At 69.7% G+C, this 23,141-nt stretch carries 23 protein-coding genes; 18 read left to right on the top strand and 5 right to left on the bottom strand.

Annotation, left to right across the window (positions count from 1 at the left end):
* Positions 1–39: 39 nt before the first annotated feature.
* The 8 genes from V8J36_RS06660 (at position 40) to V8J36_RS06695 (ending at position 8,950) form a co-directional block, all read left to right on the top strand.
* The gene (locus V8J36_RS06660; protein WP_336466497.1) at positions 40–678 is read left to right on the top strand and encodes a DUF4177 domain-containing protein; all 639 of its coding nucleotides are present in this window, start codon (positions 40–42) and stop codon (positions 676–678) included.
* 141 nt (positions 679–819) lie between these two features.
* Entirely contained in the window at positions 820–1,461 is a 642-nt protein-coding gene (locus tag V8J36_RS06665; RefSeq protein ID WP_336466498.1) for a J domain-containing protein, read from the top strand.
* Positions 1,462–1,906: 445 nt separating this feature from the next.
* The gene (cobS, locus tag V8J36_RS06670; protein ID WP_336466499.1) at positions 1,907–2,893 is read left to right on the top strand and encodes a cobaltochelatase subunit CobS; all 987 of its coding nucleotides are present in this window, start codon (positions 1,907–1,909) and stop codon (positions 2,891–2,893) included.
* A 93-nt stretch (positions 2,894–2,986) separates the two neighbouring features.
* Positions 2,987–4,870 carry a cobaltochelatase subunit CobT gene (gene cobT, locus V8J36_RS06675; RefSeq protein WP_336466500.1) on the top strand — a complete coding sequence of 628 codons (1,884 nt, stop codon included), beginning with the start codon at positions 2,987–2,989 and terminating at the stop codon, positions 4,868–4,870.
* Positions 4,870–6,681 carry an aminopeptidase P family protein gene (locus V8J36_RS06680; protein ID WP_336466501.1) on the top strand — a complete coding sequence of 604 codons (1,812 nt, stop codon included), beginning with the start codon at positions 4,870–4,872 and terminating at the stop codon, positions 6,679–6,681. The genes cobT and V8J36_RS06680 overlap by 1 nt, the downstream gene beginning before the upstream one ends.
* A gap of 63 nt (positions 6,682–6,744) precedes the next feature.
* On the top strand, positions 6,745–7,095 hold the full coding sequence (locus V8J36_RS06685; RefSeq protein ID WP_336466502.1) for a DUF427 domain-containing protein: 351 nt from the start codon (positions 6,745–6,747) through the stop codon (positions 7,093–7,095).
* 89 nt (positions 7,096–7,184) lie between these two features.
* Complete coding sequence (locus tag V8J36_RS06690) at positions 7,185–8,564, top strand: FAD-binding oxidoreductase (protein ID WP_336466503.1); 1,380 nt, start codon at positions 7,185–7,187, stop codon at positions 8,562–8,564.
* The gene (locus V8J36_RS06695) at positions 8,561–8,950 is read left to right on the top strand and encodes a YybH family protein (RefSeq protein ID WP_336466504.1); all 390 of its coding nucleotides are present in this window, start codon (positions 8,561–8,563) and stop codon (positions 8,948–8,950) included. The genes V8J36_RS06690 and V8J36_RS06695 overlap by 4 nt, the downstream gene beginning before the upstream one ends.
* Here the strand turns inward: V8J36_RS06695 and V8J36_RS06700 are convergent.
* On the bottom strand, positions 8,934–9,248 hold the full coding sequence (locus V8J36_RS06700) for a J-domain-containing protein (protein ID WP_336466505.1): 315 nt from the start codon (positions 9,246–9,248) through the stop codon (positions 8,934–8,936). The two genes, V8J36_RS06695 and V8J36_RS06700, sit on opposite strands and share 17 nt — an antisense overlap.
* Before the next feature lie 89 nt (positions 9,249–9,337).
* A complete protein-coding gene (locus V8J36_RS06705; protein WP_336466506.1) occupies positions 9,338–10,939 on the bottom strand; it encodes a bifunctional metallophosphatase/5'-nucleotidase in 1,602 nt (533 codons plus the stop codon).
* 193 nt (positions 10,940–11,132) lie between these two features.
* Here V8J36_RS06705 and V8J36_RS06710 point away from each other — a divergent pair, with 193 nt between their 5' ends.
* Together V8J36_RS06710 and V8J36_RS06715 are read left to right on the top strand one after the other, a co-directional pair.
* Complete coding sequence (locus V8J36_RS06710) at positions 11,133–11,471, top strand: DUF952 domain-containing protein (protein ID WP_336466507.1); 339 nt, start codon at positions 11,133–11,135, stop codon at positions 11,469–11,471.
* Positions 11,468–12,532 carry a quinone-dependent dihydroorotate dehydrogenase gene (locus tag V8J36_RS06715; RefSeq protein ID WP_336466508.1) on the top strand — a complete coding sequence of 355 codons (1,065 nt, stop codon included), beginning with the start codon at positions 11,468–11,470 and terminating at the stop codon, positions 12,530–12,532. The genes V8J36_RS06710 and V8J36_RS06715 overlap by 4 nt, the downstream gene beginning before the upstream one ends.
* 4 nt (positions 12,533–12,536) lie before the next feature.
* Here the strand turns inward: V8J36_RS06715 and V8J36_RS06720 are convergent, their stop codons facing one another.
* From V8J36_RS06720 to V8J36_RS06730, 3 genes are read right to left on the bottom strand one after another with little or no spacing between them, the layout of a single operon-like run.
* The gene (locus V8J36_RS06720; protein WP_336466509.1) at positions 12,537–13,877 is read right to left on the bottom strand and encodes an MATE family efflux transporter; all 1,341 of its coding nucleotides are present in this window, start codon (positions 13,875–13,877) and stop codon (positions 12,537–12,539) included.
* Positions 13,874–14,374 carry a PaaI family thioesterase gene (locus V8J36_RS06725; protein WP_336466510.1) on the bottom strand — a complete coding sequence of 167 codons (501 nt, stop codon included), beginning with the start codon at positions 14,372–14,374 and terminating at the stop codon, positions 13,874–13,876. The genes V8J36_RS06720 and V8J36_RS06725 overlap by 4 nt, the downstream gene beginning before the upstream one ends.
* Positions 14,371–14,841, bottom strand: a complete 471-nt coding sequence (locus tag V8J36_RS06730) for a PaaI family thioesterase (protein ID WP_336466511.1) — start codon at positions 14,839–14,841, stop codon at positions 14,371–14,373. Before V8J36_RS06730 ends, V8J36_RS06725 begins: the two co-directional genes overlap by 4 nt.
* A 113-nt stretch (positions 14,842–14,954) precedes the next feature.
* On the opposite strand from V8J36_RS06730, the gene V8J36_RS06735 reads away from it, so the two are divergent.
* From V8J36_RS06735 to V8J36_RS06770, 8 genes are all read left to right on the top strand, one after another.
* Positions 14,955–15,347, top strand: a complete 393-nt coding sequence (locus tag V8J36_RS06735; RefSeq protein ID WP_336466512.1) for a MerR family transcriptional regulator — start codon at positions 14,955–14,957, stop codon at positions 15,345–15,347.
* Positions 15,348–15,593: 246 nt separating this feature from the next.
* Positions 15,594–15,989, top strand: coding sequence for a MerR family transcriptional regulator (locus V8J36_RS06740; RefSeq protein ID WP_336466513.1), 396 nt, complete (start codon positions 15,594–15,596; stop codon positions 15,987–15,989).
* Between the two features lie 48 nt (positions 15,990–16,037).
* A complete protein-coding gene (locus tag V8J36_RS06745; protein WP_336466514.1) occupies positions 16,038–17,774 on the top strand; it encodes an acyl-CoA dehydrogenase in 1,737 nt (578 codons plus the stop codon).
* An 89-nt stretch (positions 17,775–17,863) separates the two neighbouring features.
* Positions 17,864–18,076, top strand: a complete 213-nt coding sequence (locus V8J36_RS06750) for a hypothetical protein (protein ID WP_336466515.1) — start codon at positions 17,864–17,866, stop codon at positions 18,074–18,076.
* A 312-nt stretch (positions 18,077–18,388) separates the two neighbouring features.
* Positions 18,389–19,015: a glutathione S-transferase family protein gene (locus tag V8J36_RS06755; protein WP_336466516.1), complete on the top strand. Its 627-nt coding sequence runs from the start codon at positions 18,389–18,391 to the stop codon at positions 19,013–19,015.
* A 37-nt stretch (positions 19,016–19,052) separates the two neighbouring features.
* Positions 19,053–20,264, top strand: a complete 1,212-nt coding sequence (locus tag V8J36_RS06760; RefSeq protein WP_336466517.1) for an acetyl-CoA C-acetyltransferase — start codon at positions 19,053–19,055, stop codon at positions 20,262–20,264.
* Complete coding sequence (locus tag V8J36_RS06765) at positions 20,264–20,731, top strand: cupin domain-containing protein (protein ID WP_336466518.1); 468 nt, start codon at positions 20,264–20,266, stop codon at positions 20,729–20,731. Before V8J36_RS06760 ends, V8J36_RS06765 begins: the two co-directional genes overlap by 1 nt.
* 98 nt (positions 20,732–20,829) lie before the next feature.
* A complete protein-coding gene (locus tag V8J36_RS06770) occupies positions 20,830–23,001 on the top strand; it encodes a 3-hydroxyacyl-CoA dehydrogenase NAD-binding domain-containing protein (RefSeq protein WP_336466519.1) in 2,172 nt (723 codons plus the stop codon).
* Positions 23,002–23,141: the final 140 nt, after the last annotated feature.

Raw genomic sequence — 23,141 nt, forward strand, 5'->3', positions numbered from 1 at the left:
ATCCCGCACAGGCCGCACCATGCGAGGAGACGAGGGCCAATGCAGCGATACGAATACAAGGTGGTGCCGGCGCCGGTCCGGGGTGAGAAGGCGCGCGGGCTGAAGACGACCGCCGACCGCTTCGCCCGTGCGCTGACCCTGCTGATGAACGAACAGGCGACCGAGGGCTGGGAGTACGTCCGCTCGGACACGCTGCCCTGCGAGGAACGCAGCGGCCTGACCGGGCGCGCGACCAGCTATCAGAACATGCTGACCTTCCGCCGTCCGCTCGCCACCGCAGGCGCCCCTGCGGTGCCGGCGCTGGCCGCGCCCGCGCCGACCCCGGCTCCGGTTCTGGCCGCGCCGGTCGCCGAGCCGGTCGCCGCGCCGGTCGAAGGGCCTGCGGTGGTGCCGGCCGCTCCGGCGGTTGCCGCGCCGGTCGCACCGGCTGCCGCCAGCGCCCCCATCACAGGCCCCGTCACAGCCCCCGTCACGGCGGCTGCGGCGGTCCCCTCGCCCGCAACCGACGCGGCAGAGCGGACCCTGTCGTTGGTCAGCGCACTGAAGGCCCGCGCCCAGAGCGGCAAGCCCGCCCAGCCCCTGAACGTCCGCGCCCCGACGGGCGAGGCACCGCCGCTGGGCGGCGCGGACGAGGCCGGCAGTCCGCCGCCCCTCGGCCCGGCCGACCGCAAGGAGTGAGGGCGACGACGGTCGCTGACGGGCCCCGCGGGGCCCGTTTCTGCATCCGCGAAAGAAACCGCCGAGACTGGTCGCGAGGCTCTTCCGCTGGCCGCGAAAAACCCTAAACTCTCCCTCCCGAGTCGCTAGTCAGGCAGAGGCATGAGCAAGAACGACCCCTTCGGATTCGACCTGCGCGTTTCTTCCGACAAGAAGAAGCGCACCAAGGGCCGGCGCGGCATGTCGGGTGCGATCGACACCTCGACCCGGGTCTGCGACCATCCGGGCTGCGAAGAGCAGGGCCAGTACCGGGCGCCGAAATCGCCCGACCAGCTCGACGAGTTCTTCTGGTTCTGCAAGGATCACGTCCGCGAGTACAATCTGAAATGGAACTTCTTCCAGGGCACGACCGAGGACGAGTTCCAGAAGTTCATCGACAAGGATCGGGTTTGGGGCCGCGAGACCAAGCCCTTCGCCAAGATGGGCGAGGAGGACCGCGCCTGGGCACGGCTGGGCGTCGACGACCCGCACCAGATCCTGGGCGACAACGCGACCCAGAACCCCGGCCGCGGCCCGACCTCGGGCGCGACCCGCAAGCTGCCGCCGACCGAGCGCAAGGCCATCGAGATCCTCGAGGCCCGCGACAGCTGGACCAAGCCCGAGATCCGCAAGCAGTACAAGGCGCTGATCAAGGTGCTGCACCCCGACATGAACGGCGGCGACCGTTCTGACGAGGAGCGGCTGCAGGAAGTGGTCTGGGCCTGGGACCAGATCAAGGACAGCCGCAACTTCCGCGACGCCTGAGCCTGCGGCCCGGGGTCTTCGGGGCGGGGTCTTCGGGGCGGGAAGCGCGGGCGCCGCCCGTCTTGAAGGCAAAGGCGGGGGCTCTGCCCCCGGGGCCCGTGCCGGGCCCTCCCCCGGGATATTTTCGCCAGTGCGAAAGCGATGCAGACGGGGGCTCCGCCCCCGCGCGCCAAGGCGCGCTCCCCCGGAGTATTTGGACCAAGCCGAAAGCGCGCGCGGCCCCGGGCGAAGCCAAGGGCAAAGCTTGGTGACGCGCCGCAATTCCGGCCTCGCGCCCTTGCACCCCCGCCCCGAATGTTTCATCAATCCCGGGTGCGCCGTCCGGGCCCCGGGACGGCGATGGCTCGCGATGCAGGAACCGCAAGGCTCCGGGCGCCGCGCCGGGGTGGCTAACCGCAAGGATCGGCGCCGCAAGGGCGGTGCGCCGGTCGGAAGGATCTGGACGATGGCTGACGGCATGCTCGACATCAACGCGAAGCCCACCGAGGAGATCTCGGTCCGCGAGGTCTTCGGGATCGACACCGACATGAAGGTGAAGGGCTTCCCCGACCGCACCGAGCGCGTGCCGGACCTCGACCCGACCTACAAGTTCGATCCCGACACCACGCTCGCGATCCTGGCGGGCTTCGCCTACAACCGCCGCGTCATGATCCAGGGCTATCACGGCACCGGCAAATCGACCCATATCGAGCAGGTCGCGGCGCGGCTGAACTGGCCCTGCGTGCGCGTCAACCTCGACAGCCATGTCAGCCGGATCGACCTGATCGGCAAGGACGCGATCAAGCTGGTGGACGGCAAGCAGGTGACGGTGTTCCACGAGGGCATCCTGCCCTGGGCGCTGCGCAACCCGACCGCGATCGTCTTCGACGAATACGACGCCGGCCGCGCCGACGTCATGTTCGTGATCCAGCGCGTGCTGGAGGCCGAGGGCAAGCTGACGCTTCTGGACCAGAACGAGGTGATCAGCCCGAACCCGGCCTTCCGGCTGTTCGCGACCGCGAACACCGTGGGCCTTGGCGACACCACCGGGCTCTATCACGGCACCCAGCAGATCAACCAGGGCCAGATGGACCGCTGGTCGCTGGTCGCGACGCTGAACTACCTGTCGCACGATGCCGAAGCGGCGATCGTGCTGGCCAAGAACCCGCATTACAACACCGAGAAGGGCCGCAAGGAGATCAGCCAGATGGTCACCGTCGCGGACATGACCCGCACGGCCTTCATGAACGGCGACCTCTCGACCGTCATGTCGCCGCGGACCGTGATCGCCTGGGCGCAGAACGCGCGGATCTTCTCGAACCTCGGCTATGCCTTCCGACTGACCTTCCTGAACAAGTGCGACGAGCTCGAGCGTCAGACCGTGGCCGAGTTCTACCAGCGCTGCTTCGGCGAGGAACTGCCCGAGAGCGCGGCCTCGCAGAGCGTCAAGTGAAGTGACCGGGGGGCCGCGGCCCCCCGGGACCCCCGCGCTTCGGGCGCGGCATGAATGGGGCCCGGCCGCCGGGCCAGTAAGGACCCGCGAGCGATGTCGAAACCCTCCGACAACCCGGCAGATCCCTTCAAGAAGGCGCTGGCCGAGGCCGCCAAGACCATGGCCGACGCGCCCGACCTGACCGTCAGCTATTCGGTCGACCCGCCCGGCATGTCGGGCGACACCATGCGCCTGCCGCAGGTCAGCCGCCGGATGACCCGCGACGAGGTGCTGCTGGCCCGCGGCACCGCCGACAGCCTCGCGCTGCGCCATCGCTATCACGACGCCAAGGTCTTCAACCGCTATGCCCCGCAGGGGCAGATGGCGCGCGACCTGTTCGAGGCGATGGAACATGCCCGCTGCGAAGCGGTGGGCGCGCGCGACATGCCCGGCACGCTGGGCAACATCGACGCCAAGATCGGCCATGACGCCGAACGCAAGGGCTATGGCCAGATCCGCAGCCAGACCGACGCGCCGCTGGCCGCGGCGGCGGGCTATCTGGTGCGCCATCTCGCCACCGGCCGGGCGCTGCCGCCGGCGGCCGCGAATGTGATGGAGCTGTGGCGGCCCTTCATCGAAGGGCAGGCGCAGGGCGCGCTCGACGACATCAACGCCACGCTCGCCGACCAGACCGCCTTCGCGCGGCTGGCGCGGCGGGTGATCTCGGACCTCGGCTACGGCGACCAGCTGGGCGACGATCCCGACAGCGAGGATGACGACGCCGGCGACGAGGCGACCGAGGATCAGGAACCCGAGTCCGGCGACAGCCAGAACCGCGACCAGGAGCAGGACGACCAGTCCGAGGCCGCGCCCGAGCAGAGCCAGGAACAGCAGCAGGACTCGGCCGAGGCGCAGGTCAGCTCGGACGATCTCGCCGACCAGGAAGAGGGCGAAGAGGCGGAACTGCCCGAGGGAGACGCGCCGATGGAGCCGCCGCCCCCCGCCCCGCATTCCAGCGCCGATCCGAACTATGCCGTCTACACGACCCTCTTCGACGAAGAGATCGGCGCGGCCGACCTTGCGGAACCCGCGGAACTGGAACGGCTGCGCGCCTATCTCGACCAGCAGCTGGAACCGCTGAAGGGTGCCGTGTCGCGCCTTGCCAACAAGCTGCAGCGCCGCCTGCAGGCCCAGCAGAACCGCAGCTGGGAATTCGACCGCGAAGAGGGCACGCTGGACGCGGGCCGCCTCGCGCGCGTCGTCGCCAACCCGACCACGCCGCTGTCCTTCAAGGTCGAGAAGGACACCGAATTCCGCGACACCGTGGTGACGCTGCTTCTGGACAACTCCGGCTCGATGCGCGGGCGTCCGATCTCGATCGCGGCGATCTGCGCCGACGTGCTGGCGCGCACGCTGGAACGCTGCCAGGTGAAGGTCGAGATCCTGGGCTTCACCACCCGCGCCTGGAAAGGCGGGCAAAGCCGCGAAAGCTGGCTGGCCGCGGGCCGCCCCCAGCAGCCGGGTCGCCTGAACGACCTGCGCCACATCGTCTACAAGTCCGCCGACGCGCCCTGGCGGCGGGTGCGGGCGAACCTCGGCCTGATGATGAAAGAGGGCCTGCTGAAGGAAAACATCGACGGCGAGGCGCTGGAATGGGCGCACAAGCGGATGCTCGCCCGGCACGAGGCGCGCAAGATCCTGATGGTGATCTCGGACGGGGCGCCGGTGGACGACTCGACCCTGTCGGTCAACCCCGCGAACTATCTGGAAAAACACCTGCGCGACGTGATCGCGATGGTCGAGAAGCGCCGCGCGGTGGAGCTGATCGCCATCGGCATCGGCCATGACGTGACCCGCTACTACCAGCGCGCCGTCACCATCACCGATGTCGAACAGCTTGCCGGCGCGATGACCGAACAGTTGGCCGGGCTCTTCGACAGCGACCCGCGCAAGCGCGCGCGCTTCGCGGGCCAGACCCGGGTCGGGGGAAGCCGCTGATGTTCCAGACCTTCACCGCCGCCACCCGGCCCGAGGACGGCCCTGCGCGACTTGCCGCGCTGCGGGCCGAACTGGAACGGCGCGAGCTTGACGGCTTCATCGTGCCACGCTCGGACGCCTGGCAGGGCGAATATGTCAGCCCGCATGACGAGCGGCTGGCCTGGCTGACCGGCTTCACCGGCTCGGCCGGGTTCGCGATCGTGCTGCCGCAGGTGGCGGGCGTCTTCATCGACGGGCGCTACCGGGTGCAGGTCAAGGCGCAGGTCGCGCTGGAGCACTTCACACCGGTCGCCTGGCCCGAGACCCTGCCCGGCCCCTGGCTGAAGCAACAGCTTCCGGGCGGCGGCGCGGTGGGCTTCGATCCTTGGCTGCACACGCCGAAAGAGATCCGCGAGATCGAAAAGGCGCTGGCCGGCACCGCGGTCAAGCTGGTGCCGGTGAGCAATGCGCTGGATGCGGTCTGGCCCGACCAGCCCGCCCCGGCGCGTGGCAAGGTCGTACTGCAACCCGTCGATTTCGCTGGCGAAACCGCCGAGGACAAGCTCGCGCGGATCGCGGGCGTGCTGAAGGCCGCCGGTCAGGCGACCTGCGTGATCACACTGCCGGATTCGATTTCCTGGCTGTTGAACATCCGCGGCAGCGACATTCCGAAGAACCCGGTGGTGCAGGCCTTCGCGATCCTAGACGCGGGCGGCAGCCTTGATCTGTTCATCGACCCCGCGAAGGTCGAGGGGCTCTCCCTGCCCCGCAAGGTGCGCCTGCACGCGCCCGACAGCTTCCCGATGGCGCTACGCGGCCTTGACGGTCCGGTGCGCGTCGATCCGGCCACCGCGCCGCTGCAGGTGCTGGCCGAGATGAAGCACGGCGGTTTCGGCGGCACCGGCATCAAGATCGCCGAGGCCGAGGACCCGATCCTGCTGCCCAAGGCCCGCAAGAACCCGGCCGAGATCGCGGCGACGACCGAGGCGCATCTGCGCGACGGCGCGGCGATGGTCGAGTTCCTCGCCTGGCTCGATGCCGAGGCGCCGAAGAGCGGGCTGACCGAGATCGCGGTGGTGAAGGCGCTTGAGGGCTTCCGGCGCGCGACCAATGCGTTGAAGGACATCAGCTTCGACACGATCTGCGGCGCGGGCCCGAACGGCGCCATCGTGCATTACCGCGTCACCGAAGAGACCGACCGCGTGATCACACCCGGTCAGCTGCTGCTGGTCGACTCGGGCGGGCAATATGTCGACGGCACCACCGACATCACCCGCACCATCGCCGTGGGCGAGGTCGGCGAGGCCGAAAAGCACGCCTTCACCCTTGTCCTGCAGGGGATGATCGGGATTTCGCGGCTGCGCTGGCCGAAGGGTCGCGCGGGCCGCGATCTCGAGGCGGTGGCGCGCTATCCGCTCTGGCTCAACGGCATGGATTACGACCACGGCACCGGTCACGGCGTCGGCGCCTATCTGTCGGTGCACGAAGGCCCGGCGCGGCTGAGCCGGGTGTCGGACGTGCCGCTGGAAACGGGCATGATCCTGTCGAATGAGCCCGGCTATTACCGCGAGGGCGCCTTCGGGATCCGGATCGAGAACCTGATCACCGTCATCCCCGCCCCCGACCTGCCCGGCCAGGACGACCGCGAGATGCTGGCCTTCGACACCCTGACCTGGGTGCCGATCGACCGGCGGCTGGTGACGGTCGCGATGCTTTCGGGGGCCGAGCGCGATTGGCTCAACGCCTATCACGCCACGGTGGCCGAGAAGCTGGCGCCGCGGCTGTCCGAGGCTGCCCGCGACTGGCTGGCTGAGGCCACCGCCCCGATCTGACACGCAGGTTTTACCGAAGACCCTGAAGGTTCCGGTCTCGCGACCGGAGCCAAGGAGACTGCCATGTTGATGACCCAGACCCAGCCCGCCGTCCGCCGCCTGCCCGGCACCTGGGTGGTCCGCGCCGCCGGTGCCGTGCTCGGCGAGACCGAGACCGCGCTGGAACTGACCGAGGCCAATGGCCTGACCCAGGTCTACTTCCCCGAAGCCGATCTCGCGCTTGCCTTTTTCGAACGTTCGCCGCGCAGGATCGCCTCCGATCTGGGCGGAACCATGCAGTATTTCGACATTATCGGCCGTAACGGGGCGATGGCCGAGGCGGCTTGGACCCACGAGGCCGCCCAGGACCGCGCCGCGCGCCTGACTGGCCATATCGCCTTCGACACCCAGCGGGTCGCTGTCGAACGCGTCTGACGCCGCGACAGCGAAAGGGGCATGGGCGGGGGTCTTCCGCCCGGCCCGTCCCGGGGATAGGGTGCCGGCCTGACCGGAGGAGCCCGCCCATGGCCATCGACACCGTCCTGCCCGCCCTTTCCGCCCTGCTGGGCGACAGGCTCAGCACGTCGCGCGGCGACCGCGACCAGCACGGTCACTCGGAAAGCTACTTCCCCCCGACCCCGCCCGAGGCGGTGGCCTGGCCCGAAACCACCGCCGAACTGGCCGAGATCGTGCAGATCTGCGCCAGCGCCGGCGTGCCGGTGGTGCCCTGGGGCGCGGGCACCTCGCTCGAAGGTCAGGCGCAGGCCACGCAGGGCGGGCTCGTGCTCGACATGGCGCGGATGGCGCAGGTGCTCGAGGTGCTGCCCGAGGACATGCTGGTCCGCGTCCAGCCCGGCATCACCCGCGAGGCGCTGAACGCCCATCTGCGCGACACGGGTCTGTTCTTCCCGATCGACCCTGGCGCCAATGCCTCGATTGGCGGCATGGCCGCGACGCGTGCCTCGGGCACCACGGCGGTGAAATACGGCACCATGCGCGACAACGTGCTGGCGGCAGAGGTGGTGCTGGCCGACGGCCGCGTCATCCGCACCGGCTCGGGCGCGCGCAAATCCTCGGCCGGCTACGACCTGACCGGGCTCTTCGTCGGCGCCGAGGCCACGCTTGGCATCTTCACCGAGTTGACCCTGCGCCTGCATGGCCAGCCCGAGGCGGTGACCGCCGCCGTCTGCGCCTTCGACGACTTCGCCCGCGCGGTGGAAACCGTGATCGCGACGATCCAGATGGGCATCGACGTGGCCCGCATCGAATTCGTCGACGAGGCCACCGCGGCCGCGTTCAACGCCGCCGCCGGCACCGATCTGCCGGAACTGCCGCATCTGATGGTGGAATTCCACGGCACCCCGGCCGCGGTGAAGGAACAGGCCGAACGCTTCGGCGAGATCGTGGCCGAGATGGGCGGCGCGCATTTCGCCTGGGCCGAGCGGCCCGAGGACCGCACGAAGCTGTGGAAGATGCGCCACGGCGCCTATCCCGCCTGCCTCGCGCTGCGCCCCGGGTCGATGGCGGTGGTGACCGACATCTGCGTGCCGATCTCGCACCTGGCCGAGGCCGTGGCCGAAACCCGCGCCGACATCGCCGAACAGGGGCTTATCGGCCCGATCCTCGGCCATGTCGGCGACGGCAATTTCCACGCCATCCTGCTCGTCGACCGCGACGACCCCGAGGAGCTTTCGCGCGCCAAATGGATCGCCGCGCGCCTCGCCGCCCGCGCGCACCGCTTCGGCGGCACGATGACCGGCGAGCATGGCGTGGGCATCGGCAAGCGCGCGCTGATGGCCGATGAACACGGCCAGGGCTGGCAGGTGATGGCGGCGATCAAGCAGGCGCTCGACCCGAAGAACATCCTGAACCCCGGCAAGATCGTGCCCGGAGACCTCGCATGAGCTTTTCGACCCCCGACGATTTCGCGCGGCAATTCGCGCAGGCCTGGGGCGCGCGCGACGTGGCGGCGCTGGTCTCGCTCTTCTCCGAGGACGCGGACCTGCTGACCCTGACCGGCGCCTGGGCCGAGGGTCGTGAAGAGATCGGCAACGTGCTGTCGGGTGAATTGGCCGGCGCCTTCGCCCGCGCCAAGCTGGTGACCGGCAAGGCCAAGGTCCGCGCGATCGGGCCGCAGGCGGCGGTGGTGATGCAGCGCTTCGTGCTCTCGGGGATCCGCAATGCCGACGGCAGCGACGCGGGCCGGATCGGCACGGTTCTGAGCGCGGTCGTCGCCCCCGGCGGCGACGGCTGGCAGGTGCGGCAGGCGACCTTCAGCGTCGAGAGCTGAAGGCCTGTTTCGCAAGGTCCAGCCGGACCTCCATCATCGACATCTCGCGCAGGATCTCGCCCCGCTTCGTGCGGTCGGTCTCGTCGCGCAGGCTCTCGCGCAGCCGCGCGAGGGTCTTCGACAGGGTGACGAATTCCGGCTCGCCCCCCGCCTCGCGCACCAGCCGGTGCAGCAGCGCGTTCTCGGGATCCTCGACCTCGGGCAAGGGCTTGCCCGCCCCCGCGAGGTTGTCGAAGGCGCCGTTCGCTTCCGCCTCGGCGATCCGGGCGTTGATCAGGTCGATGAGCGGATGGTCCATGGGCCGACGATGCCAAGGTCAGCGCCCGGGCGCAACACCGGGCAAGGGCACCAAAGCACGGGGGGCTCCGCGAGCCCCCCGACCCTGTTTCACTTCTTGACGATGCGCCCGTCGGTATAGGGCTTGTAGGGCTGGTTCGCCGCCAGGAACTCGGCCGTCACATCGGCGAGGTCCGGCCCGAAGTCATAGGCGTTCATCCCCTCGGCCGCGAACATCTTGAAGCCGTCGCCGCCATTGCGGACGTAGTTGTTGGTCACCACGCCATAGGTCGCCTCGGGGTCGATCGGCACCCATTTGCCGTCCTTCTCGACCATGACGTCCGACACTCGCTCGCCCACCGGCTTCGAGATGTCGAAGGTATAGTGCAGCCCAGCGACCTGGGCGAAGCGGCCCGCGGCCTCTTCATACTGGCTCACGCCATTCTCCAGCGCCTTGACGATGGTCGCGCCCTTGGCCTGGAAGGTGGCGAGCGTGTTCTGGAACGGCAGCACCGTCAGCACGTCGCCCATCGTCACCTCGCCCCCGGCGATCGAGGCGCGCAGGCCCCCGCCGTTCGCGATCGAGATGGTCACGCCCTGGTCCTTGACCCGCGCCAACTGCGCATCGGCGACAAGGTTGCCCATGGTGCATTCCACCGCGCGGCAGCTGTCGCGGTTGCCGTCGATGTCGCCCTCGCTGGTGGCGACGACCTTGGCCTTCAGCTCGTCGATCGGGCCCGACAGTTCCTTGATGCGCGCGACCATTTCCGGGTCCGGCGTGACCGAGGCATCGAGCAGGATCGGCTCGCCTTCCGCCTTCAGAAGCTTGCCGGCGTCGTCGAAGGTCAGGACCGTGTGGCCGAGGTATTTCGAATAGGCATAGGCGGTGCTGATCGGCACCTCAGTGCCCGAGGGGCCCTTGACCATGGTCGGGAACGGACCCGCGGCCTTTTCGTCGGTGCTCGACAGGTAGGTGTGCGAATGCCCGCCGATGATCGCGTCCACGCCCTCGGCCTTGGCGGCGATCGCCTGGTCCTTGACGTAGCCGACATGGGTCAGGGCGATGATCTTGGTGACGCCCTCGGCCTCCAGCGCCGCGGCATCGGCGGCGAGGCTGTCGGCCTCGTCCTGGAAGGTGACGTTCGGGCCGGGCGACGAGGTTTCGGGCGTGTCCACCGCCAGCGCCGAGATGATGCCGATCTTCTCGCCGCCGACCTCGAGCACGGCATGGTCCTTGATCTTGCCCTTCAGCTCGGTCGAGGACGACAGGTCGAGGTTGCCCGAGATCACCGGGAAGGTGACGTTGTCCAGCAGCTCCAGCGTGCCGGTGGGGCCGTCGTCGAATTCGTGGTTGCCGACGGCCATCGCGTCGAAGCCGATGTCGGTCATCAGCTCGGCCACCAGCTTGCCCTTGTAGGTCGAATAGAACAGCGAGCCCTGGTACTGGTCGCCCGCGTCCAGCACGATGACATTCGCGCCCTCGGCCTTCAGCTTGTCGCGCATCGCGTTGATTTCGGTCTTCACGCGGGCGATGCCCCCGAAGCACTCGCCCTTCGCCTCGCCCTCGTCGCCGCAGGTCGAATCGTACTTGTTGATCGACTGGATGCGGCTGTGCAGGTCGTTGATGTGCAGCACATGCAGGGTGTAATCGGCATGGGCGGCGCCGGCGGTCAGCGCGAGCGCCGCGGCCGAGGCAAGAAGCCTGGTCTGCATCGGGGATCCTCCTGTCGGATACTTGTCATATGGCCGTTACATTGGCGGCGACCGGGGAAGCCTGTCAAAGCCGAATGCCCGGGCATCCTTGCGTAATGCAATGACGCGCGCGTGACACTGCCCGCAAAGCGGGCAATCGCGGGCGGCTCTGCGCCCATTGACGCGGGCCGGGGTTCCGGCGCATGTGTCGGCCATGCTCGTCTTCAAGATCCTTCGCCGGTCCGAATGGGACCAGTTCCGCGCTGCGGGAGAGACCGCCGGGGCGCCGGTGGATCTGGCCGACGGCTACATCCACTTTTCGACCGCGAACCAGGTCGCCGAGACGGCCGCGAAGCATTTCGCGACCGAGAGCGACCTCGTGCTGGTCGCGGCCGCCGCCGACATGCTGGGCGACGCGCTGAAATGGGAGCCGTCGCGGGGCGGGCAGCTGTTTCCGCATCTCTATCGCCCGCTGCGGCTGGCCGACGTGGTCTGGGACAAGTCCCTGCCGCTGGGCGCCACGGGCCACATCTTCCCCGAGGGCCTGCTGTGAGCACGCTTTATGAACGGCTTGGCATGGCCGCGCTGCACCGGCTCGACCCCGAGACCGCGCATGACCTCGCGCTGAAGGCGCTGGCCGCGGGGCTGGTGCCGCTGCCGGGGCTGGTGAGCTCGCCTCGGCTCGCGACCTCGGTCGCGGGTCTGGCGCTGGCGAACCCGGTGGGGCTGGCCGCGGGCTTCGACAAGAACGCCCGCGCGATCCCGCAGCTGGCGCGGGCGGGTTTCGGCTTTGTCGAGGTCGGCGCCGCCACCCCGCGCCCGCAGCCCGGCAACCCGAAGCCGCGCCTGTTCCGGCTGACCGAGGACCGCGCGGTGATCAACCGCTTCGGCTTCAACAACGAGGGGATGGAGGCGATCGCCGCCCGTCTGGCCCGCGATGCCGCGGGCGCGCAGGTGCCGGTGGGGCTGAACCTCGGCGCGAACAAGGATTCCACCGATCGTTCAGGCGATTACGCGACGGTCCTGAAGTGCGTGGCGCCGCATGTCGCCTTCGTCACGGTCAATGTCTCGTCGCCCAATACCGAGAAGTTGCGCGACCTGCAGGGCCGCGCGGCGCTGACCGCGCTCTTGACCCGGGTGATGGAGACGCGGGCCGGGCTGGCCAAACCCCTGCCCGTCTTCCTGAAGATCGCCCCCGACCTGACCGGGGAAGAGATCGAAGAGATCGCGGAGGTCGCCATCGCCACCGGCATCGACGCGATCATCGCGACCAACACGACCTTGTCGCGGGATGGTCTGAAAAGTGCGCATAAAGGTGAAATGGGCGGGCTCTCTGGCGCGCCCCTGTTCGAAAAGTCCACGCGGGTTCTGGCGCGGCTTTCGCATGCGCTGGAGGGGCGGCTGCCGCTGATCGGCGTGGGCGGCGTGGCCTCGGCCGATCAGGCCTATGAAAAGCTGCGCGCAGGGGCCTCGGCCGTGCAGATCTATTCGGCGCTGGTCTATGGCGGGCTGTCGCTGGCGGCAGAGGTGGTGCGCGGGCTCGACACGCGGCTGCAGCGCGAAGGTCTCACCGCGGCGCAGGTCAGCGGCACCGGGCGCGGCGACTGGCTGTAAGGGCTCAGGCGGGCGCGCCCAGCGCGTCGCCCGTGATCACACCGCGTTCCAGCCGGGGATAGAGCAGCGCCAGGCTGACCCCGCGCAGCAGGTTCATCGTCAGCAGCGCCGCCCAGATCCCATGCGTGCCGAAGGCGCCGACCAGCAGCGGCACCGCGGCGAAATAGCAGGCCATCGCCACGATCATCGCGTTGCGCATGTCGCGGGTGCGGGTCGCGCCGATGAAGATGCCGTCGAGCATCCAGCAGGCAAGGCTCGCCACCGGCAACGCCGCCATCCAGATCAGATGCGCCCCGGCCTCGGCCCGCACCGCCGGCGCGGTGGTCATCAGCGCGATCAGCGCCTCGCCCGCGGTCATGTAGATCACCGTCAGCCCCAGCGCGCCGGCCAGCCCCCAGACCGAAGTCACCAGCGCCGCCCGCCTTAGCCGCCCGCGGCTGCGCGCGCCGACCGCCTGCCCCACCAGCGCCTCGGCCGCAAAGGCGAAGCCGTCCAGCGCATAGGCCGTGATTTCAAGGAATTGCAGCAGCACCTGGTTCGCGGCGAGCGTCACGTCGCCCGCCCGCGCGCCAAGGAACAGGAAGGTCAGGAAGCCCAGCTGCAGCAGAATCGAGCGGATCATGATGTCGCCGTTTACCGCCAGCACCCGCGCCATCCGGTCGCGGGCGAAGATCCGCGCCCGGCCCGCCGCCAGCCCCTCGGCCAGCGCCGCCCGGCAAAGCCAGAGCCCCAGCGCCAGCCCCGACCATTCCGCGATCACCGTCGCCGCGGCCACCCCCGGCACGCCCCAGCCAAGATGCAGCACGAACCACAGGTCCAGCAGGATGTTGACGCCGTTCATCACCAACTGCAGCGCCAGCACCCCGCGGGTGCGTTCCGCGGCGATCAGATAGCCGGTCAGCGCAAAAAGCGTGACCTGCGCCGGCGCGCCCCAGAGCCGGATGCCAAGGTATTGCGCGGCCAGCGTTTCGACCTCGTCCGAACCGGGGGAAAGCGCCAGCGCCCCCGCGGTCAGCGGCAGCTTCAGCGCCACCATCAGCGCCCCCGCCGCCAGCCCGATCAGCACCGCGCGCGCAAGGTCGCGCGCCGCGGCGCCGCGATCGCCACGGCCCAGTTCCTGCGCGACCAGCCCGCTGGTGCCCATCCGCAGGAAGCCCAGCACGGCGTAGAGCGAGGCGATGACCACCGCCCCCAGCCCGACCCCGCCGATCGGCGCGGCGGTGCCGATCTGGCCCACCACGGCGGTGTCGACAGCGCCGAGGATCGGCACCGTCGCATTCGACAGCACGATCGGCAGCGCGATCGCCAGCACCCGCCGATGCGTGATCACATCGGACGTGATCACGCGCGTTCCGGCATCAGGAAATGGCCGGTCGCCTGCGCGAAGAGCTTCGCGCGGTTGTCCTGCCAGGCCTCGACATGCACGCTGGCATAGCGCCGGCCCGATCGGTTGACCCGCGCCCGCGCATAGGCATCGCGCGGCAGGCCGGAGCGCAGGAAGTCGACGGTGAAGTCGATGGTCTTCGGCAGGCGCGGCAGCGCCACGGCCTCGGGCGCGGGGCCGCCGGCGGCCTCTATCTCTTCCCACATCAGCGACCAGGCCAGCTCGACGATGGCCGCGGTTTCCAGGAAGGCCGCGGTGACGCCGCCGTGGATCGCGGGCAGCATCGGGTTGCCGATCAGCTTGTCGTCGAAGGGCATGATTGCGGTCAGCTCGTCGCCGCGACGGTCGAAGCGCAGGCCGAGGAAGCCGATGTAGGGCACCCCCTCGACCAGCGCCGCCAGCGCCGCGTCGCGCCGGCTCTTGATCACCTGAACGGGTTCGGGACGCGGCCGGCTCATGCGCCGCCCTCCTCTGGGCTGGCCGACAGCGCCGGCACCTCGGACGCGCCGCCAGCGGTGAAGGCGCCGGTCGCGGTGGCGACGGGGCGCGCGCGGTCGTCATCGGTCGCGGTGGCGCGCACGAAGGCGACCGAGCGGGTGACATGGTGGCAGACCGCCTCGGCCCGGATCCGCTGGCCGGGCTGGGCCGCGCGCATGTATTCGATGCGCAGGTCGATGGTCGCGGTGACCTGGGTCACGTTCGGATGCGCCATCACCGCCGCCCCCGCGCAGGTGTCCATCAGCGCCGAGACCGCGCCGCCGTGGATCACCCCGGTCGACGGGTCGCCGACCAGCTCGGGCGCCCAGGGCATCGACAGGACGGCGCGGCCCTGCCCCATCTCTTCGACCTCCATCCCCAGCGCCCGTGCATGCGGGATCACCGCGATGAACTGGCGGGCAAGCGCAAGCTGTTCGGCATCGGTCATGGGCTGTCTCCGGCACGGGTCCTGCCCCTGTTATGGACCGCGCCCGCGCCTGCGCAAGCCATGTTGGAATCATGCGACCAACGTATTAGCCTTCGCGCGGGAGGATTTTGCAGATGGCCGACACACGCCTGACGTTCAAGGAGATGTGCGCGCGCTTCGACGTGACGCCACGGACCTTGCGCTATTACGAATACATCGAACTGCTGCAGCCGGACCGCGAGGGGCGCGCGCGCTACTACGGCCCGCGCGAGATCGCGCGCATGACGCTGATCCTGCGCGGGCGGCGGTTCGGCTTCCAGCTGGAAGAGCTGCGCAAGTGGCTGCTGCTCTACGATCAGAAGGGCAAGACCGACCAGTACCGGGTCTGGGTCGAGATGGCCGACCGCCAGCTGGCCGTGCTGCTGGAAAGCCGGGCCGAGCTCGACCGCTCGATCGCCGACCTGCGCGAGCTGCGCGATCACACCGCCGCCAGCCTGGGGCTGGAGAGCCGTCCCGAATCGGCCTGACTGACCAGACAGTAAAACTTTGCACGGCCCTCGTCGCCCTTCGTGACCCTGCGTCAGGAATTGCGCGGCGGGGGCCGAAGTTTTGCCGGAAATTGCCGGCGCCCCGCTGTCATCTTTCCGTTGCTTTCCGCTTTTTCAGGGTGACGCAGGGTCAACCTGACCGTATCGTCAAGTTTTCTGGACAGGCTTCGACGAAGCCGTCATTCCGCCCGCTTCATGGACATAAATCTGTCGGGACCAACCGATATGACCGAGAAGATGATGACGATCCGCGAGATGTGCGACACCTACGAGGTGACGCCGCGCACCCTGCGGTTCTACGAGGCCAAAGAGCTGCTTTTCCCCGTGCGAGAGGGGCAGAAGCGGCTGTTCACCAAGCAGTGCCGGGCACGGATGGCGCTGATCCAGCGTGGAAAACGCTACGGCATCAGCCTTGAAGACATCCGGCAGCTGCTCGATCTTTATGAGCAGCCGGACGGCGCGCAGCGCCAGCTGGTCCGCTCTGTCGAGGTCGCGCGCGACCGGCTGGCGGAACTGCGCCGCCAGCAGGAGGAGCTGACCCAGACGATCGGTGCGCTGATCACCGAGATCGCCTGGGGCGAAGACGAAATGAAGCGTTCGACGACCCAGACCGCCGCCTGACGGCGGCACGCCCGGGCCCTCGGACGCGCAGGCGACGGAGGGCCCCGGATGCCGGGTTACGTGCCGCCTCTCGAGGCGATCCGCTTCACCCTGCGGGCGGTCACGCCCGCAGACACCCCGATCCCCCTCCTGCCGGACGAGGCCACGCTCGAGGCGATCCTCGACGGCGCCGGGCGTCTCGCGGCCGAGGCTCTGGCCCCTCTCAACCCCATCGGCGACCGCGAGGGCTGCGTGCTGGAAAACGGCACCGTCCGCACGCCCGCGGGCTTCCGCGACGGCTTCGACGCGATGCGCGACGGCGGCTGGTGCGGGCTCGACTGTGCCGAGGACCACGGCGGCGCGGGGCTGTCCTACCTGATCCATTCCACGGTGGGCGAGATCTTCGTCTCGGCCAACATGGCGCTGCAAATGTATGCAGGCCTGACCCACGGCGCCTATTCCGCGATCCTCGCCCATGGGTCAGAGGCGCAGAAGGCGCTCTATCTGCCGAAGCTGGCCAATTGCGCGTGGACCGGCACGATGAACCTGACCGAGCCGCAGGCGGGCACCGATCTGGGCCTGATCCGCACCAAGGCGGAACCGGCCGAGGATGGCAGCTACCGCCTGACCGGGCAGAAGATCTTCATTTCTGCCGGCGAGCACGACCTAGCGGAGAACATCGTGCATCTGGTGCTGGCCCGCGCGCCGGGGGGCGAGCCCGGCACCCGCGGCCTGTCGATGTTCATCGTGCCGAAGCACCTGCCGGAGGAGGATGGCACCCCCGGCGCCCGCAACGCCGTGCACTGCCTGAAGGTCGAAGAGAAGATGGGCATCCACGGCAACGCGACCTGCGTGATGGCCTATGACGGCGCCACCGGCTGGCTGATCGGCGAGTTGCACAAGGGCATGCGCGCGATGTTCACGATGATGAACGAGGCGCGGCTGGGCGTCGGCCTGCAGGGCTATGCGGTGGCCGAGGCCGCGGCGCAGGCCGCCGCCGCCTATGCCCGCGACCGTCTGCAGGGCCGCTCGCCCCTGCCCGGGCCGCACGAGGGCGCCGCCGACCCGCTGATCGCCCATCCCGACATCCGCCGGATGCTGATGGACCAGCGCGCCTTCCTGGAGGGCGCGCGGGCGCTGACCTACTGGGGCGCGGCGCAGATCGACCTCGCCCGCACGGGGGATGCCGAGGCCGAGGCGCGGATCTCGCTGCTGACGCCGGTGATCAAGGCCTTCCTGACCGACCGCGGCTTCGAAACGGCGGTCACCGCCCAGCAGGTCTTCGGCGGGCATGGCTACATCGAGGAAACCGGCGTCGCCCAGTACCTGCGCGATGCCCGGATCGCGATGATCTACGAAGGCGCGAACGGCGTGCAGGCGCTCGACCTCGTGGGGCGCAAGCTGGCCGGGGACGGCGGTCGCGCGATGATGGCCTTCTTCGCGACGATGAAGGCCGAGATCGCCGCCGCGACCGAACCCGAGCTGCAGGGCATCGCGCAGGCGCTGAAGGCGGGCTCGAAGGATCTGCAGGCGGCGGCGATGCATTTCGCCGAGCACGGGCTGAAGGAGCCCGCCGTGGCGCTGGCCGGGGCGAGCGATTTTCTTTCGCTTTTCGGTCATGTCGCGCTGGGCTGGATGCATCTGAAGCTTGCCCGTGCCGCGCTGGACGACGCGGGGCGCCGCGAACGCCAACTGGCCCTGGCCGAACATTGGGCCGGCCGGCACATGCCTGCGACGGCGCTGCATCTGGCGCGGATCCGCGCAGGCGCGGCTTCGGTTATGGCACTTCCTGCCGAAGCGTTCTAACCTGACCGGCAGGGGCGCCGCGCGCCCCCTGCCCGTTCACCGCCGTGCCGAGTGTTGCGCGTATCATTGCCCCAGTGTCCGAGGATCCGATGCCAAAGCGCCTGCGCCTGACCCGCCGCATTCCCGTCGCCCTGACCGAAGACGCCTGGCGCAAGCTGAAGGGCTTCGCCGCCGAGGCCGAGATCACCACCGACGAGGCGCTGGTCTTCCTGTTCGAGAATTTCGGCTCGGTCACGCGCGAGGACAACCTCGGCCACCGGTTGCGGCTGTTCAAGGCCGAGCTCGAGGCCCGCAAGGCCTGACCCGAAAGCCTGACCCGAAAGCCTGACCGCGACAGGCGAAAAGGCGCCCCGGCCTGAGCCAGCAAACACACCCTGCGAGGAAGCAAACTCGTAACACCTCGTCCCGGGCCGGAGCAGAAGTCCCTCGCCTCGGTCTAAGGGTGGGGAACCCGCGACCGTAACCCGACTGTCACCGACAGCGCTTAACAACCGGTTAACGTTACCCGTCGGTGAATCGGTCGGCCCCGCTTGCAGCCGTCCTGACGCGAGGTCAGACTGGCCTCGGGCGGCGATGCGGCCTCTGCTGGCCGCGACACGGCACGGGAGGAAACGATGACGGCGACACTTCACTGCTTCGGCGAAAGCGGCAATGCCTACAAGGCGGCGCTGACGCTGGAACTGGCGAGTTACGACTGGCAGCCGGTCTGGGTCGATTTCTTCCACGGCGCCTCGCGCAGCCCCGAATTCCGCGCCCTGAACGAGATGGGCGAGGCGCCGGTCTTCGCCGAGGACGGGCTGACCCTGACCCAGTCCTGCGTGATCCAGCTGCATGTGGCCGAGAAGACGGGGAAATTCCTCGACGGTGACCGCTCGGAAATCCTGCGCTGGATGTTCTGGGATGCGCAGAAGGGCTCGGGCCAGCAGGGGGGCCTGCGCTTCATGATGAACTTCCTGCCCGAAGAGAAGCGCCCCGAGGGGGCGATCCGCTGGCTTTCGGGCCGGGTGCAGGCCGCGCTCGACGTGCTCGAGGCCCATCTTCAGGGCCGCGACTGGATGGTGGGCGGGGCGCCGACCCTCGCCGATTTCGCCTGCTGCGGCTATCTCTACTACCCCGAACCCTTCGGCTTCGACCGGGCCGCCCGGCCCGCGACCGCCGCCTGGCTGGACCGGATCGCCGCCCTGCCCGGCTGGAAACACCCCTATGATCTGATGCCCGGCAACCCCTCGGACCGGGCCTGAGCGCCCGCCCGAGGACCGCCGGGGACGGGAGGCCCCGATGCGTGACGCGCTGATCTACGATGCCCTGCGCAGCCCCCGCGGCCGCGGGCGGCCCGACGGGGCGCTGCACGAGGTGACCTCGGTCGCGCTGTCGGCGCAGATGCTCGATGCGCTGGCGGCGCGCAACGGGCTGGCAGGACCGGTGATCGAGGACGTGATCTGGGGCAACGCCACCCAGGTCGGCGAACAGGGCGGCTGCCTTGCCCGGTCGGCGGTGCTGATGTCGGGACTCGATCAGGCGATTCCGGGCCTGTCGATCAACCGTTTCTGCGCCTCGGGGCTCGAGGCGGTGATGCTGGCCGCCAACCAGGTGAAGGGCGGCGCCGGCGAGGCCTATGTCGCCGGCGGGGTCGAGATGATGAGCCGCGTCGCCATGGGCTCGGACGGCGCCGCGATCGCCGTCGACCCGCGGCTGGCGATGAAGGCGGGCTTCGTGCCGCAGGGCATCTCGGCCGACCTGATCGCCACCGAACACGGATTTTCCCGCACCGACTGCGACGCCTTCGCCGTCGAAAGCCAGACCCGCGCCGCCGCGGCGCAGGCATCGGGGCGGTTCGACCGCTCGCTGGTCGCGGTGCGCGACTTGAACGGCCTGCCGATCCTCGAGACCGACGAGGCGCTGCGCCCCGGCACCGACATGCAGGCGCTCGGCGCGCTGAAGCCCTCGTTCAAGGAGATGGGCGAGTCGATGCCGGGCTTCGACAAGGTCGCGCTGATGCGCTACCCGCATCTGGAACGGATCGAGCATGTCCACCATGCCGGCAATTCCTCGGGCATCGTCGACGGGGCGGCGGCGGTGCTGGTGGGCTCTGCCGCGTTCGGGGCCGCGCAGGGCCTTCGCCCCCGCGCCCGGATCCGCGCCGCGGCCCGCGTCGGCACCGAGCCCACGATCATGCTGACCGGTCCGGTGCCCGCGACGCAGAAGGTGCTGGCCGCCGCCGGGATGACGATCGCCGACATCGATCTTTTCGAGGTGAACGAGGCCTTTTCGGCCGTGGTCCTGCGCTTCCTGCAGGCCTTCGACGCCGATCCGGCGAAGGTGAACGTGAACGGCGGCGCCATCGCGCTGGGGCACCCCTTGGGCGCCACCGGGGCGATCCTGCTGGGCACGCTTCTGGACGAGATGGAGGCCCGCGGCCTTGGCACCGGGCTGATCACGCTCTGCGTGGCCTCGGGCATGGGCGTGGCGATGGTGATCGAGAGGCTCTGATGGCGAAGAAACTCGACCTGGACAGCCTGCCCCGCCGCACCGGTTCCGGCTATCCGGCGGCCTTCCTGCCCCGCGTCGCCGGACGGTCGTCGTTGCGACTGGCCGAGGCCGGCGGGCTCAGCCAGTTCGGCGTCAACCTGATCCGGCTCGAGCCGGGCGCGGCCTCATCGATCCGCCACTGGCACGAGCGCGAGGACGAGTTCGTCTGGGTGACCGAGGGCGAGCTGGTCATGGTCACCGACGACGGCGAGGCGGTGATGCGCCCCGGCGATTGCGTGGCCTTCCCGGCCGGGCGTCCCGACGCGCACCATTTCCTGAACCGCAGCGCGGAACCGGCGAGCTTCCTGGTGGTCGGCGCCAAGATGGCGGGCGAGATCGCGCATTACCCCGACGAGGATCTGGTGATGCGGCACGCCGAGGGCCGACAGGCCTATTTCCACCGCGACGGCACCCCGTGGGAGGGCTGAGATGACTTTCCCTTTTCGAACATGTCCGTCTGACATGATCCTCATCCGTTGGCTCATCTTGCCGCAATCGAATATTCGCACGGTTACGGAGATCCGCCATGGCTGACTTCCGCTGGGACTGCGACGAGGGCATCGCGACCATCACCTGGGACCTGCCCGGGCGCTCGATGAATGTCATGTCGCTGGAAGGGCTCGACGAGCTGTCCACGCTGATCGACCGCGCGCTGGGCGACCCGGAGGTGAAGGGCGTCGTGATCACCTCTGCCAAGGCCGATTTCGCCGGCGGCATGGACCTGTCGGCCATCGCCCGGATGAAGGCCGAGGCCGGCGACGCCCCCGCCCGCGGGCTCTTCGAGGGGCTGATGAAGGTGCACGGCCTGCTGCGCCGGATCGAGCGCGGCGGGATGGACCCGAAGACCCTGAAGGGCGGCAAGCCGATCGTCGCGGCGCTGCCCGGCACCGCGCTGGGCCTCGGGCTGGAACTGCCACTGGCCTGCCACCGGATCTTCGCCGCCGACAATCCGAAGGCCAAGATCGGCCTGCCAGAGATCCTCGTCGGCATTTTCCCCGGCGCCGGCGGCACCACGAGGCTTGCCCGCAAGCTCGGCCCGATGATGGCGGCGCCGGTGCTGCTGGAGGGCCGGCTGTCGGACCCGAAGACCGCGAAGATGCTGGGCCTGATCGACGAGGTCGTGGCGCCCGAGGCGCTGCTGACCCGCGCCAAGGACTGGATCCGCGCGGCGACCGACGCCGATCTGGTGAAGCCCTGGGACCAGAAGGGTTACAAGTATCCCGGCGGCGCGCCCTATTCGCCGCAGGGCTTCATGACCTTCGTCGGCGCCGCGGCCATGGTGCAGGGCCGCACGCTGGGCCGCTACCCGGCGGCCGAGGCGATGCTGGCCGCGATCTACGAGGGCGCGCTGGTGCCCTTCGACACCGCGCTGAAGATCGAGGCGCGGCAGTTCACCTCGGTGCTGATGGACCCGACCTCGGGCGCGATGATCCGCTCGCTCTTCCTCGACAAGGAGGCGCTCGAGAAGGGCGCGACCCGGCCGGATGTGCCGCCGATGCCGGTCACGGTATTGGGCGTGATCGGCGCCGGGATGATGGGCGCGGGCATCGCCCATGTCGCGGCGAAGGCCGGGATCGAGGTGCGGCTGATCGACCGCACGCAAGAGGCCGCCGACAAGGGCCTGGCCCATGCCGTGGCCGAACAGGACAAGGCCGTCTCGCGCGGCAAGACCTCGAAAGAGGCGCGCGAGGCCACGCTCGCGCGGATCACCGCCACCACCGACATGGCGGCGCTCAACGACTGCGATCTGGTGATCGAGGCGGTGTTCGAGGACACCGGCGTCAAGGCCGAGGTCACCGCCCGCGCTGCCGCCGCCCTGCCCGCCACGGCGACCTTCGCCACCAACACCTCGACCCTTCCGGTCACCGACCTGGCCCAAGCCTTCTCCGACCCCGCGCGCTTCCTCGGCATCCATTTTTTCTCGCCGGTCGAGAAGATGGCGCTGGTCGAGATCATCCGCGGCCGCGACACCGCCGATGCGGCGGTCGCTCGCGCGCTCGATTTCGTGCGCGCGATCCGCAAGACGCCGATCGTGGTGAACGACGCGCGCTTCTTCTACGCCAACCGCTGCATCATCCCCTATCTGAACGAGGGCATCCGCATGGTGGCCGAGGGCGTGGCCCCGGCGCTGGTCGAAAACGCCGCGCGGATGGCCGGGATGCCGGTCGGGCCCTTGCAGCTGATCGACGAGGTCTCGCTCGACCTCGGGGCCCGGATCGCCACCGCGACCAAGGCCGCGATGGGCGCGGCCTATCCGGATGCCGCGGTCGATGCGGTGATCTTCCCGATGGTCGCCGCCGGGCGGCTCGGGCGCAAGGCGGGCGCGGGCTTCTACGACTACGATGGCTCGAAGCGCCTCGGCCTCTGGCCCGGCCTCGCCACGGCGCATCCGCCGGCGGCCGAGCAGCCCGCCCTGCCCGAGGTGCAGGCGCGGCTTCTCTACATCCAGGCGCTCGAAGCGCTGCGGGCCTGGGAAGAGGGCGTGCTGACCGACCTGCGCGAAGGCGATGTCGGCGCGATCCTCGGCTGGGGCTTCGCACCCTGGTCGGGCGGGCCGTTCTCCTGGCTCGACCGGATCGGCGCCCCGGCGGCGCTCGCCGCCTGCGAGGACCTCGCCGCGCGCCACGGCCCCCGCTTCGCGCCGCCCGAAGTTCTGATCCGCGCCGCGCGCGAGAACACCGGTTTCCGCGCGGCCTGAGGAACAGGGAGGGGGCGCTGCCCCCTCGGCGCGTGCCGCGCCTCACCCCCGGGATATTTCGGCCAATGAGAAATGCGCATTTCGCACTGGTGCAAATATCCCGGGGGGAGGCCGCAGGCCGGGGGGCAGCGCCCCCCTCC

The sequence above is a fragment of the Frigidibacter sp. MR17.14 genome, assembly GCF_037095735.1.
Lineage (GTDB): Bacteria > Pseudomonadota > Alphaproteobacteria > Rhodobacterales > Rhodobacteraceae > Frigidibacter.

What these genes read in the sequence shown, in the direction of transcription:
- V8J36_RS06705 (WP_336466506.1), bottom strand. Translation starts at nt 10,939, where the DNA reads ATGCAGACCAGGCTTCTTGCCTCGGCCGCGGCGCTCGCGCTGACCGCC.
- V8J36_RS06755 (WP_336466516.1), top strand. Translation starts at nt 18,389, where the DNA reads ATGACGGCGACACTTCACTGCTTCGGCGAAAGCGGCAATGCCTACAAG.
- V8J36_RS06700 (WP_336466505.1), bottom strand. Translation starts at nt 9,248, where the DNA reads ATGGACCATCCGCTCATCGACCTGATCAACGCCCGGATCGCCGAGGCG.
- V8J36_RS06725 (WP_336466510.1), bottom strand. Translation starts at nt 14,374, where the DNA reads ATGAGCCGGCCGCGTCCCGAACCCGTTCAGGTGATCAAGAGCCGGCGC.
- V8J36_RS06730 (WP_336466511.1), bottom strand. Translation starts at nt 14,841, where the DNA reads ATGACCGATGCCGAACAGCTTGCGCTTGCCCGCCAGTTCATCGCGGTG.
- V8J36_RS06740 (WP_336466513.1), top strand. Translation starts at nt 15,594, where the DNA reads ATGACCGAGAAGATGATGACGATCCGCGAGATGTGCGACACCTACGAG.
- V8J36_RS06665 (WP_336466498.1), top strand. Translation starts at nt 820, where the DNA reads ATGAGCAAGAACGACCCCTTCGGATTCGACCTGCGCGTTTCTTCCGAC.
- V8J36_RS06685 (WP_336466502.1), top strand. Translation starts at nt 6,745, where the DNA reads ATGTTGATGACCCAGACCCAGCCCGCCGTCCGCCGCCTGCCCGGCACC.
- V8J36_RS06750 (WP_336466515.1), top strand. Translation starts at nt 17,864, where the DNA reads ATGCCAAAGCGCCTGCGCCTGACCCGCCGCATTCCCGTCGCCCTGACC.
- V8J36_RS06695 (WP_336466504.1), top strand. Translation starts at nt 8,561, where the DNA reads ATGAGCTTTTCGACCCCCGACGATTTCGCGCGGCAATTCGCGCAGGCC.
- cobT (WP_336466500.1), top strand. Translation starts at nt 2,987, where the DNA reads ATGTCGAAACCCTCCGACAACCCGGCAGATCCCTTCAAGAAGGCGCTG.
- V8J36_RS06745 (WP_336466514.1), top strand. Translation starts at nt 16,038, where the DNA reads ATGCCGGGTTACGTGCCGCCTCTCGAGGCGATCCGCTTCACCCTGCGG.
- V8J36_RS06735 (WP_336466512.1), top strand. Translation starts at nt 14,955, where the DNA reads ATGGCCGACACACGCCTGACGTTCAAGGAGATGTGCGCGCGCTTCGAC.
- V8J36_RS06765 (WP_336466518.1), top strand. Translation starts at nt 20,264, where the DNA reads ATGGCGAAGAAACTCGACCTGGACAGCCTGCCCCGCCGCACCGGTTCC.
- V8J36_RS06680 (WP_336466501.1), top strand. Translation starts at nt 4,870, where the DNA reads ATGTTCCAGACCTTCACCGCCGCCACCCGGCCCGAGGACGGCCCTGCG.
- V8J36_RS06660 (WP_336466497.1), top strand. Translation starts at nt 40, where the DNA reads ATGCAGCGATACGAATACAAGGTGGTGCCGGCGCCGGTCCGGGGTGAG.
- V8J36_RS06690 (WP_336466503.1), top strand. Translation starts at nt 7,185, where the DNA reads ATGGCCATCGACACCGTCCTGCCCGCCCTTTCCGCCCTGCTGGGCGAC.
- V8J36_RS06760 (WP_336466517.1), top strand. Translation starts at nt 19,053, where the DNA reads ATGCGTGACGCGCTGATCTACGATGCCCTGCGCAGCCCCCGCGGCCGC.
- cobS (WP_336466499.1), top strand. Translation starts at nt 1,907, where the DNA reads ATGGCTGACGGCATGCTCGACATCAACGCGAAGCCCACCGAGGAGATC.
- V8J36_RS06710 (WP_336466507.1), top strand. Translation starts at nt 11,133, where the DNA reads ATGCTCGTCTTCAAGATCCTTCGCCGGTCCGAATGGGACCAGTTCCGC.
- V8J36_RS06770 (WP_336466519.1), top strand. Translation starts at nt 20,830, where the DNA reads ATGGCTGACTTCCGCTGGGACTGCGACGAGGGCATCGCGACCATCACC.